Annotated in this window: 16 protein-coding genes; 12 read left to right on the forward strand and 4 right to left on the reverse strand. The window is 71.5% G+C overall.

The window, feature by feature from the left end; genetic code table 11:
• Positions 1-57 precede the first annotated feature (57 nt).
• The 11 genes from OG766_RS22175 (at position 58) to OG766_RS22225 (ending at position 13,717) form a co-directional block, all read left to right on the forward strand.
• A complete protein-coding gene (locus OG766_RS22175; protein WP_266382008.1) occupies positions 58-684 on the forward strand; it encodes a PH domain-containing protein in 627 nt (208 codons plus the stop codon).
• A 269-nt stretch (positions 685-953) separates the two neighbouring features.
• Positions 954-1,340 carry a hypothetical protein gene (locus OG766_RS22180; RefSeq protein ID WP_328726030.1) on the forward strand — a complete coding sequence of 129 codons (387 nt, stop codon included), beginning with the start codon at positions 954-956 and terminating at the stop codon, positions 1,338-1,340.
• 365 nt (positions 1,341-1,705) lie between these two features.
• The gene (gene pstC / locus OG766_RS22185; RefSeq protein ID WP_328726031.1) at positions 1,706-2,704 is read left to right on the forward strand and encodes a phosphate ABC transporter permease subunit PstC; all 999 of its coding nucleotides are present in this window, start codon (positions 1,706-1,708) and stop codon (positions 2,702-2,704) included.
• A gap of 37 nt (positions 2,705-2,741) precedes the next feature.
• On the forward strand, positions 2,742-4,016 hold the full coding sequence (gene pstA / locus OG766_RS22190; RefSeq protein WP_328726032.1) for a phosphate ABC transporter permease PstA: 1,275 nt from the start codon (positions 2,742-2,744) through the stop codon (positions 4,014-4,016).
• Positions 4,013-5,767 carry a phosphate ABC transporter substrate-binding protein PstS gene (locus OG766_RS22195; protein ID WP_266382019.1) on the forward strand — a complete coding sequence of 585 codons (1,755 nt, stop codon included), beginning with the start codon at positions 4,013-4,015 and terminating at the stop codon, positions 5,765-5,767. The genes pstA and OG766_RS22195 overlap by 4 nt, the downstream gene beginning before the upstream one ends.
• A complete protein-coding gene (locus OG766_RS22200; protein WP_328726033.1) occupies positions 5,751-8,240 on the forward strand; it encodes a hypothetical protein in 2,490 nt (829 codons plus the stop codon). The genes OG766_RS22195 and OG766_RS22200 overlap by 17 nt, the downstream gene beginning before the upstream one ends.
• A gap of 144 nt (positions 8,241-8,384) precedes the next feature.
• Positions 8,385-9,362, forward strand: coding sequence for a hypothetical protein (locus OG766_RS22205; RefSeq protein WP_266382024.1), 978 nt, complete (start codon positions 8,385-8,387; stop codon positions 9,360-9,362).
• 160 nt (positions 9,363-9,522) lie between these two features.
• Positions 9,523-10,926, forward strand: a complete 1,404-nt coding sequence (locus OG766_RS22210) for a hypothetical protein (RefSeq protein WP_328726034.1) — start codon at positions 9,523-9,525, stop codon at positions 10,924-10,926.
• A gap of 175 nt (positions 10,927-11,101) precedes the next feature.
• Positions 11,102-12,058, forward strand: coding sequence for a sortase (locus OG766_RS22215; RefSeq protein WP_328726035.1), 957 nt, complete (start codon positions 11,102-11,104; stop codon positions 12,056-12,058).
• 28 nt (positions 12,059-12,086) lie between these two features.
• A complete protein-coding gene (locus tag OG766_RS22220) occupies positions 12,087-12,920 on the forward strand; it encodes a phosphate ABC transporter ATP-binding protein (RefSeq protein WP_266382032.1) in 834 nt (277 codons plus the stop codon).
• A gap of 8 nt (positions 12,921-12,928) precedes the next feature.
• A complete protein-coding gene (locus OG766_RS22225) occupies positions 12,929-13,717 on the forward strand; it encodes a hypothetical protein (protein WP_328726036.1) in 789 nt (262 codons plus the stop codon).
• 70 nt (positions 13,718-13,787) lie between these two features.
• Here the strand turns inward: OG766_RS22225 and OG766_RS22230 are convergent, their stop codons facing one another.
• From OG766_RS22230 to OG766_RS22245, 4 genes are all read right to left on the reverse strand, one after another.
• Positions 13,788-14,984 (reverse strand): mannosyltransferase family protein, encoded by a 1,197-nt coding sequence (locus tag OG766_RS22230; protein ID WP_328726037.1) that lies wholly within the window; start codon positions 14,982-14,984, stop codon positions 13,788-13,790.
• A 203-nt stretch (positions 14,985-15,187) separates the two neighbouring features.
• The gene (locus OG766_RS22235) at positions 15,188-16,837 is read right to left on the reverse strand and encodes a phospho-sugar mutase (RefSeq protein ID WP_328726038.1); all 1,650 of its coding nucleotides are present in this window, start codon (positions 16,835-16,837) and stop codon (positions 15,188-15,190) included.
• A gap of 136 nt (positions 16,838-16,973) precedes the next feature.
• The gene (locus tag OG766_RS22240) at positions 16,974-17,783 is read right to left on the reverse strand and encodes a purine-nucleoside phosphorylase (protein WP_266382042.1); all 810 of its coding nucleotides are present in this window, start codon (positions 17,781-17,783) and stop codon (positions 16,974-16,976) included.
• A gap of 131 nt (positions 17,784-17,914) precedes the next feature.
• Positions 17,915-18,352 (reverse strand): gamma-glutamylcyclotransferase, encoded by a 438-nt coding sequence (locus OG766_RS22245; RefSeq protein WP_266382045.1) that lies wholly within the window; start codon positions 18,350-18,352, stop codon positions 17,915-17,917.
• Between the two features lie 190 nt (positions 18,353-18,542).
• Between OG766_RS22245 and OG766_RS22250 the strand changes: the two genes are divergently transcribed.
• Positions 18,543-19,982, forward strand: coding sequence for an NAD(P)H-quinone dehydrogenase (locus tag OG766_RS22250; protein WP_266384390.1), 1,440 nt, complete (start codon positions 18,543-18,545; stop codon positions 19,980-19,982).
• Positions 19,983-20,012 lie beyond the last annotated feature (30 nt).

A 20,012-nucleotide genomic window follows, 5' to 3' on the forward strand; every position in this document is an offset into this window, starting at 1 on the left:
GAGGGCACCCGGGACTCTCCGTGGGAGCTGAGGGGCGCATGGGGCAGAATCGGGAGCATGAAGAGCCCCCAGCAGCCGCCCGCCGAGCCGGTCTACGCCGACCGCGCCTACCGTTCGCTCTCCGCCCTCATGGGCGGGGTGCTGCTGCTCGCGCTCACCGCCTGGATCGGCGGCGACGCGGTGTTCCAGGGCGAGGGGCGCGCGCCCTGGATCGGGATCGCGGGGCTCGTGGTGCTGGTGCCGTTGATCGTCGCCTTCACGCTGCGGCCCGCCGTGTTCGCCAACGACGACCGGATCCGGATCAGGAACCCGTTCCGCACGATCACGGTGCCCTGGGCCGCGGTCGCCCGAGTGCGCGCCGGGTACACCAGCGAGGTCGTCACGCAGGAGGGTGCGAAGTACCAGCTGTGGGCCGTGCCGGTGTCGCTGCGGCAGCGCAAGATCGCCGCGCGCCGGCAGGCGAAGGCCGCCCGCGACGAGGCGCGTGGCCGTGGGAGCGACAGTGCCGCCGATTCCCCCGTCGCGCCCGGCGACCGGACCATCGCCGAGCTGCGGGAGCTGGCCGAGCAGGGCGCGTCCCGGCCGAGCGCGAAGGGCGAGCCGCAGGTGCGCTGGGCCTACGAGGTCATCGGGCCGGTGGCCGTGGGCGCGATCGCCCTCGTGGTGCTGCTCGCCGTGGGGTGACTCCTCCGGTGGCGCCCCGCGCCGGGCGAAGGCGGCTCCGGGCCCCGCGAGCGACGCTCCGAGGGGCCTCGCGTGAAGATCCCGCGCGGCCATGTGAACCGCTTTCTTTCTAGCGCTCCACTGTGTCGTTCCGCCGACACCCGGAGTCCAGGAGACCCCCAAGGGGCAACGGCCTGATGAACCATCAGGCCGACAATTGGTTTAGACCCCAACCGTCACGTGCCTCTCCATAAATTTGCTCCCGCCGACACAGTGGGGGTGGGGGCAAGATGAAGCAGCCCGAGGAGGGCGGCAGATCTGCCGTTTCCGGCACCAGATGTCTGATCGACATCGATGCCAGAGGCGCTTACGGATGGAGGCTGATCGCCCAGAACGGGCGCGTCGTGGCCGTATCGGCCTGTACCTACCAGGAGCACGGCGCCTGCCGCGACGCGTTCGAGGTGCTGTGCACCCGGCACGCGGACATGGCGGGCGGGGTCCAGCACGCGCCCGAGGGCAACGGCTGGATGTGGTTGCTGCGGGACGCGGAGGGCACGCCGACGGCCGTCTCCGGTCGCGCCTATGAGCGCCATTCCACGTGCCGTTCGGCGTACGAGCGGTTCAGGGCACTGCTCGGCGAGGAGGGGGAGGTGCTGCTCTCCGCAACTGCCTCGTAACCGGATGTTGCCCTTAGGGTGCACCTCGTTCACATCTTGGTGCGCGCATGTCAACGCTGTGCCATGAGCGTCACTGCTGTGACGACTGAAACGACGGGTTCGCCGAGACGGTCCTGCGCCGGCCCGGTCCGGCCCGGCCGAGGGGTCCGGTCCACCGCCCACCGCGGTGGACCGGACCCTTCGTTGTGCGGAGCGCCGGTCCGGCAGCCGACCTCGGCCGGCTTCCCGGCCGGTTCCCGCTGGAGGTTCCCCCCTGGGAACCCCTCGTTCACGGTGGATTGCTCGCCGATACGCCGGCTCCCGACAGCGTCACGGGCGCACCCGGATTCGTGTGGTGCGAACGCGTGGTGAGGGAGGGGACTTCAGTGGCAACCGCGACCGGCGTCGAGGACGAGCCGCGCCGACTGCATGCCGATTCGGGGCTGCCCGACCGGCTGTTCAGGGGCACGCTGCGAGGCGGCGGTGCCGCCGTGCTGGCGATCATGCTCCTGGTGGGCGGCTTTCTGACCTACCGCGCCTGGCAGGCGCTGGAAGTGGCGGAGTTCTCGTTCCTCACCACCGAGGCATGGGAACCGGGCTCCGGGAACTTCGGTGTCGCGGCCGTGCTGGTCGGTACGGTGCTGATCGCCTCGGTCGCCATCGTCATCGCGGTGCCGCTCGCGACCGGAACCGCGCTGTACATCTGCGAGTACGCACCGGCCCGGTTCAGGCGCACGCTCATCAGCCTGGTCGACCTGATGGCCGCCGTGCCGTCCGTGGTCTACGGCCTGTGGGGCATGTTCTTCCTGGAGGGCCAGGCCATCGGGGTGGCGCGCTGGCTGTCGACGTACTTCGGCTGGTTCCCGCCCTTCACGGTGGACGGAGCCGATCCCCACGACCCGCTGAACTCCGCGACCGTCTACACCTCTTCCACCTTCATCGCCGGCATCGTCGTGGCGATGATGGTCGCGCCGGTCATCTGCTCCATCATGCGCGAGGTCTTCTCCCAGGCCCCCGTCGGCGAGCGCGAGGGCGCACTGGCCCTGGGCGCCACACGCTGGGGCATGATCCGCTCCGTGGTGCTGCCCTTCGGCAAGGGCGGCATGATCGGCGGCACCATGCTGGGCCTCGGCCGTGCACTCGGCGAGACGATCGCCGTCTTCCTCGTCATCTCGCCGGTCTTCGTCATCCAGCCGCACGTCCTGCAGGCCGGCACCAGTTCCGTCTCGTCGCTGATCGCCCTGCGCTACGGCGAGGCCGGCGCGTTCGAGATGTCGGCGCTGATGGCCGCGGGCCTCGCGCTCTTCCTCATGACGCTCGTCGTCAACTTCGTCGCCTCCTCGATCGTCGCCCGGAGCCGCTCCGGCGCCGCGTCCGATGCCTGACCCGACCAACCCGACACAGAAGGAGGGCGGCAACCGCATGGGTACGCTCGCCACCGAGTCGACTCCCGGCACGGGACCGGGCACGGAGCCGAAGGCAGCGGCCGACGTCGCGACGAGTCCGCCCGCCGCCGTCGGGCCGAAGCGCCCGGAGACGCGCCGCAGCACCTCCGGTCTGCGCGCGACCGACGTGTACGCCTGCGTGGGCGCCGCCGCGGCGTCGCTCAGCATCACCGGGCTGCTGTACACGCGCCTGACCGGGTTCTCCGGGTTCCTGGGCTTCGTCGTCACCGCGTACGCGGTCTTCATCGCCCTCTACGCGCTGCTGGTCTCGTTCGACGAGGACGGTCCGGCCGTACGGGACCGCATCGTGTCCGCGGTCGTCCACAGCATGGGTCTGCTGCTGATGACGGCGCTCGTCTTCGTCGTCGTCTACACCCTCTGGGAAGGGCGGCGCGCGCTGTGGCACCTGAACTTCTTCATCGAGGACATGGTCCTCGCGGGGCCGCTGCAGCCGCTCACCGTGGGCGGCATCCGTCACGCGTTCATCGGCACGCTGATCCAGATCGCCCTGGCCCTGGCCATCACGGTGCCGGCGGGCCTGCTGTGCGCGGTCTTCCTCAACGAGGTCCCGGGCCGCTACTCCCGCCTGGTCCGCACCATCGTCGAGGCGATGACCGCGCTGCCGTCCATCGTGGCGGGCCTGTTCATCTACGCCCTGGCCATCGTGGCCCTCGGAATGGAGAAGTCCGGCTTCGCCGCCTCGCTGGCCATCACCGTGATGATGCTGCCGATCGTGATCCGGGCCGCCGACGTCGTCATCCGGCTGGTGCCCGGCACCCTGCGTGAGGCCTCCTACGCGCTGGGCGCGCCGCGCTGGCGGACGGCCTGGCACGTCGTGCTGCCCACGGCCCGGTCCGGGCTGACCACCTCCGTGATCCTCGGCACCGCGCGCGGCATCGGCGAGACCTCGCCGGTGCTGCTGACCGCCGGCTTCACGACGGCCACCAACCTCGACCCGCTCTCCGCGCCGATGGTCTCCCTGCCGTTGGCGACCTTCCAGCTCGTGAAGTCCCCGGAACAGGCCTTCATCGACCGCGGCTTCGGCACGGCCGCCACGCTGCTGGGGCTCGTGCTCGTGCTCTTCGTCATCGCCCGGGTCATCGGCGGCCGCGGTCCGGGCCAGCTGACCAGGCGCCAGCTGCACCGCCGTGTCCTCGGATCGCGCAAGGACCTGCACCGCATCGAATCGGGTCGCCGTACCGGCCGGTTCTCCACCGCACCCGCCCAGGAACCCACAAGGAGACACCCGTGACATCCGCACACGTCCCCACGAGCAGCGGCCCGCCGGGGTGGCGGCAGGCAGGGATCCTGCCACGCTGGATGCGCGTGCCCGCCCTGGTCACCGGCATCGTCCTGGTGCTGTGCTCGCTGCTGGCCCTCGACACCCCGCGCGCCTACGCCGCGACGTACACGCGCATCAGCGGGGTCGGATCCACCTGGAGCGCGAACGCGATCCAGCAGTGGATCACGAACGTCGCCCATCAGATGACCGTCAACTACGCGGACTCCGGGTCCTCGCAGGGCCGCCAGGAGTTCCGCAACGGCACGGCCGACTTCGGCGTGTCCGAGATCCCCTACGGCCTCAGGGACGGCGGAGTCCTCGACGCGCCCCCGAGCCGTGGCTACGCCTACATGCCCATCGTCGCCGGTGGTACGTCGTTCATGTACAACCTCAAGATCGGCGGACAGCGGGTCAGGAACCTGCGGCTCTCCGGTGACGTCGTCACCAGGATCTTCACGGGGAAGATCACCCGCTGGAACGACGCCGCCATCAAGGCGGACAACCCGAGCCTGAACCTTCCGCCCATCAAGATCGTTCCGGTCTACCGCTCCGACGGCTCGGGCACCACGGCCCAGTTCACCCTCTGGATGTCCAAGCAGTACCCCAGTCTGTGGAACGACTACTGCCGGCGGGCGGGGCGGAACGCGAACCCCTGCGGCATGACGTCCAACTACCCCTTCGTCAACGGCTCGGGCTTCATCGGCAAGAGCCAATCGCTGGGTGTGCAGGGCTTCGTGAAGCAGGACCACAACCAGGGCTCGATCACCTACGTCGAGTACTCGTACGCGAAGTCCATCAACTTCCCCGTGGTGAAGGTGCTCAACAAGAGCAACTACTACGTCTCCCCCACCGCCGAGGCCGTCGCCGTCGGTCTGCTCAAAGCGCAGATCAACAACGACAAGAACTCCAAGGACTACCTGACCCAGATCCTCGACGGCGTCTACAACAGCACCGACCCCCGGGCCTATCCGCTCTCCAGCTACAGCTACATGATCCTGCCGACGAAGGCCGAGGCGGGCTTCACCACGGCCAAGGGCCGCACGCTGAGCGCCTTCTCGTACTACTTCCTGTGCGAAGGGCAGCAGCAGGCCGCGCCTCTGGGGTACTCGCCCCTGCCCATGAACCTGGTGAAGGCCGGCCTCGAACAGGTCAGGAAGATCCCGGGCACGGAGCGGCAGACCGTCGACCTCAAGGGCTGCAACAACCCCACGTTCGCCCCTGACGGCAAGACCAACACCCTGGCCAAGAACGCGCCGCAACCGCCCGCCTGTGACAAGAAGGGCGGCCCGGCGCAGTGCACCGCCGCCGGAAAGCCGGCGCCCGGGAACGGCGGCTCGGCCTCGGGTGGTTCCGGTGGTTCGGGTGGGGCCTCTTCGGGTGGCTCGAACGGCTCGGGAGGTGCCAGTGGCGGCTCCGGAGGACCGGGCGGAGCCACCGGTGGCGCCGACGGGGGAGCGGACGGAGGTGCCACGGGTGGCGCCGGCACGGAAGGCGCCGTCATCGACCCGGACACCGGCGAGATCCTCGACACGGGCAGTGGCGCGAACGGCGCGGAGCAGGTCTACGGCACCAATGTCGCCATCGGAGCGGAATCCACCTGGGGGGTGCGGACCGCGCTGATGCTGCTGTCCGGCGCCATGATCATCGGCGTCGTCGTGGCCCCGCCGCTCGCTTCGCGGTATCTGAACAGCCGAGGGAGGCGTCGTGCGAACGCAGCGTAGGGTCCGCCTGATATCGGGACTCACGGCCCTGCTCGCGGCCGTCGGGCTGGTCGTGCTGCCTCCGTCGGGGGGTGCCGGTCAGGCACGGGCGGCGGAGGCCGAGGACTCGGCGTTCACCGCACCGGGAAGGGCCGGCCGGTACGACGACTTCTCGGACCTTCGGGTGACGGTCCACCAGACGAGGGGACTGCGCGGCCAGGGCGTCCGGATCTCCTGGACGGGCGGCAAGCAGACCAAGGGCAGCTTCGAGAGCAACTTCCTCCAGATCATGCAGTGCTGGGGGGACGATCCGAGCGGGCCCAGGCGCGAGCAGTGCCAGTTCGGCAAGATCCAGGCGATGCCCGACGGCATCCGCAACCGGGGTCTCGCGAGCTCACTGGTCGGCTTCCAGAGCGGCGAGGCGCAGTTCGACCCCGATGAGAACGAGTATCCGTTCGCGCCCGCTCCTGGCGATCCGACGCAGGGCGAGAAGGGCTGGGTCCCCTTCCGGCCGGTCAGCGGCGCGCCGACGACAGGCCCGAACGACCACACGTACTTCACGCAGTTCACCACCAACGAGCAGCCGTTCCTGTCCACGGGGCCGGACGGCACCGGTGAAGCCGTCTTCGAGGTGCAGACCGCCCTGGAGTCGGACCACCTGGGCTGCGGCGCCGTCGAGGGAGCCGCGGCGCGCTCGTGCTGGCTCGTCGTCGTGCCCCGCGGCGAGCACGACGCGAACGGACAGCTCGCGGGGAACAACGGCCTCGCCAGCTCGCCCCTGTCCGCCTCCAACTGGGCCAACCGCATCACGGTCAAGCTGGAGTTCGAGCCGATCGGCGCCAGCTGTCCGCTGGACCTGCGGGTACGCCCGGTCTACGGCTCGGAGATTCTGGCCGAGGCCACCGGCTCCTGGCAGGCGGCGCTGTGCGAGTCCAAGGACGTCAGCTTCAACCACATCCGGCAGGGCGAGGAGGCGGCCCGCGGCCAGGTCGGCACCGGCCTCGGCCTCACCATCGCGCCCGTCGAGGCCTCCGAGGACAGCGACAAGGTGGTCCATGCGCCCATGGCCGTCTCGGGGCTGGTCATCGGCTACAACGTCGAGTTCCCACGCTCCTCGAAACAGCTGCCGCGGCTGCGTCTCAACGCCCGGCTCGTCGCCAAGCTCCTGACGTCCTCCTACCATCACGACCTGCCGGGACAGGGAGCCCAGCGGGGTGACCTGCCGAAGGAGAACCCCAGGACCCTCCGGCACGACCCGGAATTCCTGGAACTCAATCCGGAATTCCGGCAGGGATGGCCGCCCGAGCTGAACATGCCGGCCGGGATCATGGTCCCCCAGGGCAATTCGGATTATGCGCGCATGCTCTGGCGCTGGCTGCAGAACGACAAACACGCCCGGGAATTCCTCTCCGGCAAGGAGGATCCTTGGGGCGCCAAGGTCAACTCCCATTTCCTGGCGCTGCACCTCGAGAAGGACGATGCGATATCGGACTTCCCCAAGGCGGACCCGGTCTCGTACGCACCGGACCCCCGCTGCCCGGAGATGAAGGTCGACCTGATCGACTACCGGCCCTACACGGCGAGCCTGCACGACTCGGGCCTCAGGGCACGCAAGGGCTACAACGGCCAGAAGGCCGGCGCGGACTGCAGCTCGGACCCGCGCAAACTCACCGGTGATGCGCAGCCCGCCGGCGAGCGCTTCCAGCTCGCTCTGGTCGATGCGGCGACCGCTGCCCGCTACGGGCTCGGGACGGCCGAGCTGCGCAACGCCGACGGCGACTGGGTCAAGCCGGGCACCACGTCGTTCAACAAGGCGGTCGCGGGCATGAAGAAGGGCCCCGAAGGCGTCCTCGACCAGGACCCGACCCTCAGGACCGAGGGGGCCTACCCGTTCACCACCGTGATCTACGGAGCCGCCTCGACGGGGCTGGGAGCGGAACTGCGCAGGGACTACGCGGACCTCATCCGCTATGCGGCCGAACCAGGTCAGCAGCCGGGCATCGAACCCGGCAAGCTGCCTCCGGGCTACGCGCCGCTCACCGGCGAGCTGCGGAGCCAGGCCCTGGAAGCGGCCGACGAGCTGGCCGAGGCACAGCCAGGAGAGACCGCGGGGGCGTCGTCCGGGAGCTCCGAAGGCGGCTCCTCCGGGGGCGGCGGAACCTCAGGCGGCGACGCGGCGGCGACCGGGGGAGCCGCCTCCGGCGGGCCGGAAGGCGGTGCGTCCGGCGAGAGCGACTCCGGCACCACGGCCTCGCCCGCGCCCGGGGGCGCCGCGGACGGATCGAGCAAGGACACCGTCGCCCGGACCGGACCTCTCACACCCGAGAAGATCCTCGGAATCATTCGCTGGGTGCTGCTGGCCACGCTCATCGCCGGAATCGTCGGCGCTGTCGCCGGGCCCGTTCTCCTGCGCGTGGGTTCAATGCGCGCCGCCGGCGCCCCTGGGTCCCACTTGGAAGGAAACTCCTCAGTGCCTCAGGGGGGCATTCGTTAACCCAACGACGCCGGGAACTTTGTTGCAGTCACGAAACGTCCTTGGAATATTCGTCACTGCCCGGCCGACGGGTTGGGTGCGGAAAAGAATCCAGGATTCGATGCAGTGTCTCACCTGAAATTCCATCCGAATTACGGAGGAAAGATGAACCTGAAGTCCGCCAAGCGTGCTGGTGTCGTCCTCGGCGCCGTTGCCCTGGGCACCACCGTCCTCGGTGCCCCGGCGCAGGCCGACCCGACCGCCCCCCGTCCGGTCGTCGCCGTCGGTTCCGACACCACTCAGTACGTGATGAACGGCCTCAGCAGCGCCGGTTCCCTGATCGGCTCTTACGACGCGATCGGCAGCGCCACGATCGACACCCGTGTTCCCGCCGGCGTCTGTGACACCGTCACGCGTCCGAACGGTTCTTCGGCCGGCATCAACGCGCTGAACGCCGACATCGCCGACCCCGCGGTGAACTGCATCGACGCCGCCCGCTCTTCCCGTGGCCCGAACAACACGTCGACCAGTGACCTGACGTGGTACCGCTTCGCCAAGGACGCGGTGACCGTGGCGGTGCGCAACGACAGCGGCCTGCTGTTCCACACCTTCACCAAGGCCGAGCTGCAGTCCATCTACACGTGCGAGACCACCGTGGTCGACGGCATCACGGTGAACCCCCTGATCCCGCAGGCCGGTTCGGGTACGCGTACCTACTGGGCCGCCGAGATGGGCATCAACGCCACCACCCTGCCGTCCTGCGTGAAGGACACCAACGGCGGCGCGGCGGTTCAGGAGCACGACGGCGGCGCCCTGGTCAACGAGGGCGACATCATGCCGTACTCGATCGCCCAGTACATCGCCCAGGGCAACGGCCTGCCGGGTGTCCCGGACCGCCGTGAGGCCGCCGAGCTGCTGTCCATCGACGGCCAGGACGCGGTCGTCGGCGGTGTGTTCAACGCCGCCTTCCCGATCCAGCGTGAGGTCTACAACGTCGTCGAGACCGCCCGCACCGGCGAGGCGAACATCATCGGCGCGTTCGTCGGCGCCGGCTCGGAGGCCTGCAACAGCACGGTCATCCAGCAGTACGGCTTCGGCACGCTCGCGAACTGCGGCACCGTCGCGTTCACCGGCGAGAGCTGACCGTTGCCCCCGCACCACAACTGATCGTCCGGCCGGGCACCTTCCAGGTGCCCGGCTCCGGGCGCGTCCGCGCACAGGCGCTCCGTCCCACCCACCATCCTTCGACCTGCTGGGGGCTGCTGAAGTGAAACGAAGACTGCACATACTCATGATGACGCTGATGGCGTTGCTCCTGACGTCGGGAGTGGTGGTCATCGCCGCGGCGGACACGACCAACGCGGCGGAGACCGGGACGGTCACGGCGACGCCCGCCACCGGGAGCATCACCACCAAGCCGATGCTCCAGTCGGTGACGGTGTCCGAGGCCTGCCCGGAGGGTTTCCAGGCGAAGGCGGCCGTCGGCGTGGTCAAGCGCGGTGCCACGGCCGCCTCGTGGATGGCCATGAACATCACCCAGAACGCCCCGTACGACCAGGCCGGCTTCACCGTCCCCGTCCCCACGACGGGAACGGCGAAGTCGCTCGCGGAAGTGCTGCAGGAGGCCACTCCCTCCGGTGACTACGAGATGCGTGTCCTGTGCCAGCCGGCGACCGGTGCTCCGGACCTCACCAAGTACTTCAGCCTCTACATCGAGGTCACGGGGGACACCTGGCGGGTGAAGGAGCCGGTCGCACCCGCCGTGGAGACGACGACCACCCTCGCGGTGAGCCCCGCCCAGCAGGTGCGCATCGGCGGCAAGTACACGCTGACGGCGACCGTCACCCCGTCCGACGCCGCAGGCATCGTCAGCTTCAAGGTCGGGGGCGTCTCGCAGGGCGCCCCGGTCCCGGTGGTGGGCGGCGCCGCGACCCTGGAACTCACGGCGGCCGCACCCGTGAAACTCTCGGAGCTGAACGCGGTGTTCGCCGCGACGGACGCGACCAAGTTCCACGGGAGCCAGTCGGAGAACGTCGGCTACGCCTTCGTCGACGCACCGTCCGTGCGGGCCCGGGACGAGAGCGGCGACACCGTCGAGCCGAACGCGACCCTCGAAGCCGGTCAGAAGATCAAGCTCGTCATCAAGGGCTACCAGCCCGGCGAGACGGTCGGCGCGGCTCTCTCGGGCAGTCAGGCCCCGCTGGCCGACGGGACCGCCGACGCCGCGGGCATCCTGAACGACTACGAGTTCACCGTTCCCGCCGGCGCCGCCGACGGGCCCGCCACGCTCTCCTTCACGGGCGCCAAGGGCGGCACCAAGGTCGACTTCGCCTTCACCGTGGGTGACGCGCCGTCCGACGACCCGTCGGACGACCCGTCGGACGATCCCTCCGGCGACCCCTCCGGCGATCCGTCGGACGACCCGTCCGCCACCTCCGGCGCCGACTCCGGCGGCACCGATGCCGGCGGAGCGGACAGCGGTGGCACGGACTCCGGCGGCACGGCCGAAGGTGGCGGCTCCGGTGGCGGCTCCGGCGGCGGCTCGGGTGGCGGCGAGGAGAACACCGGTCCGCTGGCTTCCACCGGTGGCATGGCGCTCGGGCTCGGAATCGGCGCCGCTCTGCTGATCGCGGCCGGCGCCGTGGTCGTCGTCCAGGCGCGCCGTTCGGGCCGGCTGCTCACGTTCGGGCCGCCTGCCGGCGACTGAGGCCCGTTCGTTCCTGCCGGGCGGCCGGGGTGTCCAGGCCCCGCCGCCCGGCGGCCGCAGTGCCGGAACCCGTGCCGGACCCGTCCCGAACCCGTGCCGGACCCGTCCAGAACCTGCCCCGGAACCGCCCCGTTTCCGTAAGAACCGAACGACCGACAGCGAGGAGCGCGTCACCGTGACCGTTCTGTCGTCTCCGCCCGAGACCGACGCCGCGGCTGTGTGGAAGCCGCCGACGGACGGTACGCCGGCCGGCGAGACCACCAGATCCCTGCCCGAGCCCCCCGCCCCCGACCCGGCGTTCGCCGTACCGGGCGCCGCCCTGATGATCCTTGCGGCGCTGCTGCTCGGCTTCGTCGCCAACCTCACCGTGGTCGGCCACCTCCAGCACGCCAGGGCCCAGCAGATCGGCTACGCCGACCTGCGGAAACAGCTCGCCGAAGGCGTCGCCCCCGTCGGGCAGACCGACGTCGACGGCACGCTGCTGACGCCCGGCGCCCCGGTCGCCGTGCTCCGCGTCCCGGCCATCGGACTGCGCGAGGTGGTCTTCGAGGGCACGACGTCCTCCGTCCTCACCGGCGGCCCCGGCCACAGCCGGGACACCGCGCTGCCCGGCCAGGCCGGCACGAGCGTCATCCTGGGCCGCCAGTGGGGCTACGGCAGCCCCTTCCTGGACCTCGATCGCCTCGATGCGGGCGCCCGGATCGAGGTGACGACCGGTCAGGGCAAGCACACGTACAAGGTCGTCGGGCTCCGCCGCGCCGGAGACCCCGTCCCGTTCGCCAAGGAGGGACAGGGCCGGCTCACGCTGGTCACCGCCACCGGCTCCCCCTACACGCCCTCAGGGGTGCTGCGGGTCGACGCCGAGCTGACCTCCGAGCTCCAGCCGCGTCCCGCCCGCGTGCTCGACCCCGGCCGGATGAGCCGGGCCGAGGAAGTGCTCGAAGGCGATCCCGACGCCTGGCTGCCGATCCTGCTGTGGAGCCAGCTGCTGCTCGTCGTGGCCGCGGCGGTGACCTGGACCCTTCGCCGCTGGGGCCGCTGGCAGACCTGGATCGTCGGTGTCCCCGTCCTCGGGGCCGTGGGCATCGCCCTGTCCGGCGCCCTCACCCGGCTCCTCCCCAACCTCCTCTGACCCCGCCGCGACCCGAGGTGCCCACACCATGACCACCACCGACGCCATCGACCCCACCGTCAAGCTGCCCGCCGTCGGCGGCGGGCGTCCCGCGACGCTCGAAGCCCGTGACATCTCCGCCTGGTTCGGCGACCACAAGGTCCTCGACCGAGTGTCGCTCACCATGCCCGCCCAGAAGGTGACGGCGCTCATCGGCCCGTCCGGCTGCGGCAAGTCCACGTTCCTGCGCATCCTCAACCGGATGCACGAGCTGATCGGCTCCGCGTCGCTGGCCGGACAGGTGCTGCTCGACGGCGACGACATCTACGACCGCGGACGCCGTATCACCCACGCCCGCCGCGAGATCGGCATGGTCTTCCAGAAGCCGAACCCCTTCCCGGCGATGTCGATCTACGACAACGTCCTGGCCGGCCTGAAGATGAACGGCATCAAGGCCTCCCGCGCCGACAGGGACGACCTCGTCGAGGAGTGCCTGACCAAGGGCGGCCTGTGGAAGGAGGTGCGGGACCGGCTGCGCCAGCCGGGCGGCGCGCTCTCCGGCGGCCAGCAGCAGCGGTTGTGCATCGCCCGGTCGCTGGCGGTGCGTCCGCGCGTGCTGCTGATGGACGAGCCGTGCTCGGCCCTCGACCCGACCTCGACGCGCCGTATCGAGCAGACCATCGGCGAGCTGTCGAGCGAGGTGACCATCGTCATCGTCACCCACAACATGCAGCAGGCCCAGCGGGTGTCGGACGGCTGCGCCTTCTTCCTCGCCGAGCAGGGCACCCCGGGCGTGATCGTCGAGTACGGCGACACGGAGGCCATGTTCACCTCGCCCCAGGACGAGCGGACGTCGGACTACGTGAACGGCCGCTTCGGCTGAGGGGGAACGTGGTCCCGCACGTCACACACCGCTGGGCCCGCGCCGTCGTCTGCGCCGCCCTCGCGGGGGCGCTCGCCTCGTGCGCCCCCGCCCCCACCCCCGCCGGCGGGCAGGCCGATGCCGGCCGGGGCCGGTCCGTGCAGCCCGCCGCCCCGCGCCCGGACCCTTCCGGGCGGCCGGGCGCGTCCGCCTCGTCGCCCTCGGCGTCGTCGGCATCGCCCCGGACGCCGGCCGGGAGCCCTGCGCCGTCCCGCAGCGCGCAGCCCGAGGGCTCTGCGCCGTCCCGCGTCGCCGAGCCCCCGACGACCGCCCGAGCCGCCGGACCCGCCGGACCGTCGCGTGCCGCCGCGCCGTCGACCGCGAAGCCCGCGGCACGCGAGTCCCGCGCGTCGCGGGTTCCGGCGTACGACCCGAAGGAGACCGTCCTCCACATCGGCGGCTGGTCCCGGCCGCTGCGCCGTGGCGGCCAGCAGGAGGTGGACGCCTGCCGGACGGCGGTCCTCTTCGACGGGCCCGAGCCGGGCAGGGAGAACGGCTTCGAGCTGGACACCTCGGTGATCGTCGGTCATGACTTCTGCGGCTTCGACCTGTTCGCGGATCTCCCCGTCGGCACCGACGTGCGGATCACCGGCCCGAAGGGCGAGCTGAGGTACCGCGTCTACGCCACCTACGTCACCCCCGGCCAGGGCGGCTCCAACAGCGGTCTCTACTGGGGCGACATCACCCTGCAGAGCTGCCTCGGCCCGGACACCGGCTTCAGCTACCTCGAACGCGTCTCGCCCGCGCGCGAACCCTGAAGGTGCTGCGAAGGCGCCCTGGAGGGGAGTGCCCTGACGGCCTGAAAGAGACTCCCGGAGCTGCCCCCGGTCACGGCGGCCCCTGCCACACCAGCAGCAGATGTCCGCCGAGCCACGCCGACGACAGCACCGCCCCGCCCAGCACCAGCAGGGCCACCGGCCGCCGCGCCCGTGCCACCCCCGCCGCGACGGGCAGGAGCAGCGGGAAGGCGGGCAGGAGGAAGCGGGCCCGCGGGAAGTAGACGCCGCCGCTGCCGAGCACGATCAGCAGCATTACGCCCGTGAACACCAGCAGCACCAGCGGCTGCCGGTCGGTGAGGCAGAGCAGGTACAGCCCCGTGGACACCAGCAGGACGACGGAGACCACCACCATCAGCAGCTGCGGGTGCGGGCGGTAGGCGAGCTGCTTCGTCAGCTCCTCCAGCGTCAGACGCCCGCCGTCCCACGCGTTCTTCCACCGCTCCTGCACGGCGAAGTAGCCGTCCCACCGCCCGAGCCGCAGCGCCACCCACGTGACGTATCCGCACCAGCCCAGCGGGGCGATCAGCGCGCCCGCGAGCGGGCGGAGCTCACGGGTGCGGACGAGCGCCACCAGTCCGGCCAGCGTCACCGCCGCCGCGATCGCGATGCCCGTCGGGCGGGTCAGCCCGGCGAGCGTCGCGAGCCAGCCCGCCCACAGCCAGCGGCCGGTGAGCACCGCGTACAGCGCCCAGGCGACGAACGCCGTGAACAGCGACTCGGTGTAGCCCATCCACTGGACGACCGCGACGGGCATCGCCCCCCACAGCACCGCCGCGACCGTCCCGGTACGCCACCCGTGGAGCCGCTCGCCGACCGCGAAGATCCCCCACGCGGCCACCAGGGACGACCCGATCGCCAGGGCCAGGGCCACGGAGGCACGGCTGCCCGGTGTCACCCCCGCGACGGCCTTGACCAGCATCGGATACAGCGGGAAGAAGGCGAGGTTGTTCGACTCCATCGCGGTGCCGAGCCGGTGCTCGTAGCCGTGGTCGGCGATCCCCAGATACCACTCGGAGTCCCAGGACGTGGCCAGCGCCGGCCACAGCGTCTGCCCCTTGAGGTGCGACCAGTGCGCGAGGATGAGAAGCCCGGTCAGCCGTACCGCGACATAGCCGAGCAGCGCGGGCGCGGCCCGGGTCAGCGCCCGGAACAGCCGGTTCTCCCTGCCCGGTACGGGACCGCCTCCCGGGGCGGGTGGCCGGCGGGAGGCGGGGACGGTGACGTGATGCGTTGCGGTCGGGGGCACGGGCGTGGCTCCGGTGACTCGACGGGCACTGCTCGGGGCCACCATCGCCCGCGCGGCGGGGGCAGGCACGGGCCGCTGCGTCAACTGCCGTACGGAAATCACCCGCAAGTAGACCGCGCGGGCGCGGGTGCCGCGGCCGCGCCCGCGGCCTTCGGAAGTCCCGGCCCGCAGCCGTCAGATGCCGGCGGCGGCCCCCGCAGCCGTCAGATGCCGGCGGCGGCCGCCAGATCGCGCTTGACCGCCGAGAGGACCTCCGCCGCCCGGGCCCGCGCGTCCGTCAGCCCGCTCGCCCCGGCGACCGGGACCACGACCTCCAGGTAGCACTTGAGCTTGGGCTCGGTGCCGCTCGGCCGGACGATGACCCGCGCCGTGTACGCGCCGTCGAGGTGGTAGCGCAGACCGTCCGTCGGCGGCAGCTGTTCGCTGCCCTGCGTCAGGTCCTCGGCCGACACGACCCGCAGCCCGGCCAGCAGCACCGGCGGCTGCTCGCGCAGCCGGCGCATGGCGTCCGCGATGACGCCCAGGTCCTCCACCCGCACCGACAGCTGGTCGGTCGCGTGCAGACCGTGCGTGACGGCCAGGTCGTCCAGCAGGTCCGAGAGCGTACGGCCCTGCGCCTTGAGCTCCGAGGCCAGTTCGGCGACGAGCAGCGCGGCGGTGATGCCGTCCTTGTCGCGGACGCCGTCGGGGTCGACGCAGTAGCCGAGCGCCTCCTCGTACCCGTACCGCAGGCCGTCCACGCGCGAGATCCACTTGAAGCCGGTCAGGGTCTCCTCGTACCCGAGCCCGGCGGCCTCGGCGATCCGTCCCAGCAGCGACGACGACACGATCGACTCGGCGAACGTGCCACGGGCGCCCTTGTGCACCAGGTGCGCGGCGAGCAGTGCGCCGACCTCGTCGCCGCGGAGCATGCGCCAGCCGCCGTCGACCGTGTCGTCGGGGACGGCGACCGCGCAGCGGTCCGCGTCGGGGTCGTTGGCGATGACGATGTCCGGACGGGCCTCGCGCGCCCTGGCGAACGCCAGGTCCATCGCGCCCGGCTCCTCCGGGTTGGGGAAGGCGACCGTCGGGAAGTCGGGGTCCGGCTCGGCCTGTTCCTCGACGAGCACCGGCGCGGGGAAGCCCGCCCGCTTCCAGGCGGCCAGCACCACGTCCGTGCCGACGCCGTGCAGGGCCGTGTGGACGACGGTGGCCGTCCGCGGGGAGCCGGGGCTCAGCACGGCGTCCGTCCGCTCCAGATAGGCCTGAAGGACCTCGTCCCCGAGCGTCTGCCAGCCGTCCCGCGGACGCGGTACGTCGTGCAGGGACCCCACGGCGTCGATCTGCGCCGCGATCCCGCCGTCGGCCGGGGGCACGATCTGGGAGCCGTCACCGAGGTAGACCTTGTAGCCGTTGTCGCGCGGCGGGTTGTGGCTCGCCGTGACCTCGACACCGGCGACGGCGCCCAGGTGCCTGATCGCGAACGCGAGCACGGGCGTCGGCAGCGGGTGCGGCAGCAGTGCGGCGCGCAGCCCGGCGCCCACCATCACGGCGGCGGTGTCGCGGGCGAAGTCCGCGGACTTGTGACGGGCGTCGTATCCGATGACGACGAGGCCGTCGCCGTGGCCCTGGGCCCTGAGGTACGCCGCCAGGCCCGCGGCCGCGCGGATGACGACGGACCGGTTCATCCGCATCGGCCCGGCTCCGAGCTCGCCACGCAGCCCGGCGGTCCCGAACTGCAGCGTCCCGGCGAACCGGGCGCCCAGCTCCGCCGTGTCCTGGGCCTCGATGAGCTTGCCCAGCTCGTCCCGGGTCTCCGCGTCGGGGTCCTCGGCCAGCCAAGCCCGGGCCTGCGTGATCAGGTCCTGCGCCACGGTGATGTGCCTCTCTGATGTCGTTGTCGCAGTGAGCTACGCGTCCCCGCTCGGCCGCGTCCACCCGCTGAGGGCGGGGTCGCCGCCGGGCGGCGAAGCGGCCCCGGCACCGCGCGGGCACCGGGGCGAGGGCCCGTCAGATACGGGCCAGCACCTGGGTCAGCAGCTCGCCCATCCGCGCGGCCGAGTCACGCCCGGCCTGCAGGACCTCTTCGTGGTTCAGCGGCTCGCCCGACAGCCCCGCCGCCAGGTTGGTGACGAGCGAGATGCCCAGCACCTCGGCGCCGGCCTCGCGGGCCGCGATCGCCTCCAGCACCGTGGACATGCCGACCAGGTCGCCGCCCATGACGCGGACCATGTTGATCTCGGCCGGGGTCTCGTAGTGCGGGCCGGGGAACTGGACGTACACGCCCTCCTCCAGCGTCGCGTCCACCTCCTTGCACAGCGCCCGCAGCCGGGGCGAGTACAGATCGGTCAGGTCCACGAAGTTCGCGCCGATGATGGGGGAGGCGGCGGTCAGGTTGATGTGGTCGCTGATGAGGACCGGCTGGCCGGGCCGCATGCCTTCGCGCAGGCCGCCGCAGCCGTTGGTCAGCACGACGGTCTTGCAGCCCGAGGCGACGGCGGTGCGCACTCCGTGCGCCACGGCGGCGACGCCGCGGCCCTCGTAGTAGTGCGTACGGCCGAGGAAGACGAGCGCGCGCTTCTCACCGATCTTGTACGAGCGGATCTTGCCGCCGTGGCCCTCGACCGCCGGCGGCGGGAAGCCGGGCAGCTCGGTGACCGGGAACTCGGCGTCGGGGGCGCCGAGCGCATCGACGGCGGGCGCCCAGCCCGAGCCCATCACCAGGGCGACGTCATGGGTCTCGGCGCCGGTCAGCTCGCGCAGGCGCGCGGCCGCGGCGTCGGCGGCGGCGTGGGGGTCCGGGGTAACTGAAACGTTCACGGGAAAAGGGTAGCCCGAGAAGCCCTACGCGCGTAGATGAGGATGCTCACGACTCTGTGAACGTTTCCTCGTGGGAACGTACAAGGGGACGCACGGACCGGCTCCGGCCGGGCGTACGAGAGGGCCGTCGCTCAGCAGGGGCGCTTGCGCAGCTCCATCACGTAGTCGTGCGGTGCGCCGGCGGACTCGGCCGCGTCGGCGATCTCGCCGAGGTAGCGGGCGGAGGGCAGCCCTCCCTCGTATCCGTTCAGCACGTACACCCAGGCGGGTTCCTCGCCGTCCAGTGTGTGCACCCGCACCCGCATGCGCCGGTAGATGTCGAGCCCGACACCCTCCCAGCGGTCCAGCGAGTCCTCGTCCAGCGGAGCGACGTCGTACAACGCGACGAAGACCTGTGAGCGCGGGGCCTCCACGATCGTGGCCAGCGCGCCTTCCCAGCCCATCTGCTCGCCGCCGAACGTCAGCCGCCAGCCGTTGAGCCAGCCCGTGCCGCGCAGCGGCGAGTGCGGTGCGCGGCGGGTCATGAGCCGCGCGTCGAGGTTGCCGGCGTACGCGGCGTAGAGCGACATGGGATCGAGGGTACGGGAGGGGGAGCCGTGACCGCCCGTCCCGACGGACGGGCCCCGATCGAGAGGCGCGTCCGCGGGGCCCGGATCCCGGCCGGTACCGAGGCCCCGGCGCGAAGCACCTTGAAGCGTGCGGGACAATGGGTGGGACCGACCCCCGGCAGAGCGAGCGAGAGCGCGAGGCGTGACCCCAGTGACCCGGATCGTGATCATCGGTGGCGGACCCGGCGGATACGAGGCGGCCCTGGTGGGCGCCCAGCTCGGCGCGGAGGTGACCGTCGTCGACTGCGACGGCCTCGGCGGGGCGTCCGTCCTCACCGACTGCGTGCCGTCGAAGACCCTGATCGCCACCGCCGAGGTGATGACGAACTTCGACTCCTCGCACGAGGAGCTCGGCATCATCGTCGCGGACGACACCCCGCACATCGAGCAGGCGGCCCGGATCGTCGGCGTCGACCTCGGCAAGGTCAACCGACGGGTGAAGCGGCTCGCGCTCGCCCAGTCCCACGACATCACCGCCTCCGTCACCCGTGCCGGCGCCCGCGTCATGCGCGGCCGGGGCCGGCTCCAGGGCATGCAGGCCATGGACGGCTCCCGCAAGGTGGTCGTCACCGCCGCGGACGGCAGCGAGGAGACGCTCACGGCCGACGCCGTGCTGATCGCGACCGGCGGTCACCCCCGCGAGATCCCGGACGCGCAGCCCGACGGCGAGCGGATCCTCAACTGGACCCAGGTGTACGACCTGACCGAGCTGCCCGAAGAGCTGATCGTGGTCGGTTCGGGTGTCACCGGCGCCGAGTTCGCCGGCGCCTACCAGGCGCTCGGCTCCCGGGTCACGCTCGTCTCCTCCCGCGACCGGGTGCTGCCGGGCGAGGACCCGGACGCCGCCGCCGTCCTGGAGGACGTCTTCCGGCGCCGCGGGATGAACGTCATGGCCCGCTCCCGCGCCCAGTCCGCCAAGCGGGTCGGCGACCGGGTCGAGGTGACGCTGGCCGACGGCCGGGTCATCTCGGGCACGCACTGTCTGATGGCCGTCGGCGCCATCCCGAACTCCGCGGGCATGGGTCTGGACGAGGCCGGGGTCAAGCTCACCGAGTCCGGGCACATCTGGACGGACAAGGTCTCGCGCACGACGGCGCCGGGTGTGTACGCGGCCGGTGACGTCACCGGGATCTTCGCGCTGGCGTCGGTGGCGGCGATGCAGGGACGTATCGCCATGTACCACTTCCTCGGCGACGCGGTGGCCCCGCTGAACCTGAAGGCGGTCTCCTCGAACGTCTTCACCGACCCGGAGATCGCCACCGTCGGCTACTCGCAGGCGGACGTCGACGGCGGCGTCATCGACGCCCGCGTCGTCAAGCTGCCGCTGCTGCGCAACCCGCGCGCCAAGATGCAGGGCATCCGGGACGGCTTCGTGAAGATCTTCTGCCGTCCGGGCACGGGCATCGTGGTCGGCGGAGTGGTCGTGTCGCCGCGCGCTTCGGAACTGATCCATCCCATCTCGATCGCGGTCGACAACAACCTGACGGTGGAACAGATCGCAAACGCGTTCACGGTGTACCCGTCGCTGTCGGGCTCGATCGCGGAGGTCGCCCGCCAGCTGCACACGCGGAAGGCGATGGGCGAGGCGTAGCGGAGCCGGTGGCCGGCGCGGCGGGGATCA

The sequence above is a fragment of the Streptomyces sp. NBC_00259 genome (genome assembly GCF_036181745.1).
GTDB lineage: Bacteria > Actinomycetota > Actinomycetes > Streptomycetales > Streptomycetaceae > Streptomyces > Streptomyces pratisoli.

What these genes read in the sequence shown, in the direction of transcription:
- OG766_RS22220 (WP_266382032.1), top strand. Translation starts at nt 12,087, where the DNA reads ATGACCACCACCGACGCCATCGACCCCACCGTCAAGCTGCCCGCCGTC.
- OG766_RS22180 (WP_328726030.1), top strand. Translation starts at nt 954, where the DNA reads ATGAAGCAGCCCGAGGAGGGCGGCAGATCTGCCGTTTCCGGCACCAGA.
- OG766_RS22205 (WP_266382024.1), top strand. Translation starts at nt 8,385, where the DNA reads ATGAACCTGAAGTCCGCCAAGCGTGCTGGTGTCGTCCTCGGCGCCGTT.
- OG766_RS22210 (WP_328726034.1), top strand. Translation starts at nt 9,523, where the DNA reads ATGGCGTTGCTCCTGACGTCGGGAGTGGTGGTCATCGCCGCGGCGGAC.
- OG766_RS22175 (WP_266382008.1), top strand. Translation starts at nt 58, where the DNA reads ATGAAGAGCCCCCAGCAGCCGCCCGCCGAGCCGGTCTACGCCGACCGC.
- pstA (WP_328726032.1), top strand. Translation starts at nt 2,742, where the DNA reads ATGGGTACGCTCGCCACCGAGTCGACTCCCGGCACGGGACCGGGCACG.
- OG766_RS22245 (WP_266382045.1), bottom strand. Translation starts at nt 18,352, where the DNA reads ATGTCGCTCTACGCCGCGTACGCCGGCAACCTCGACGCGCGGCTCATG.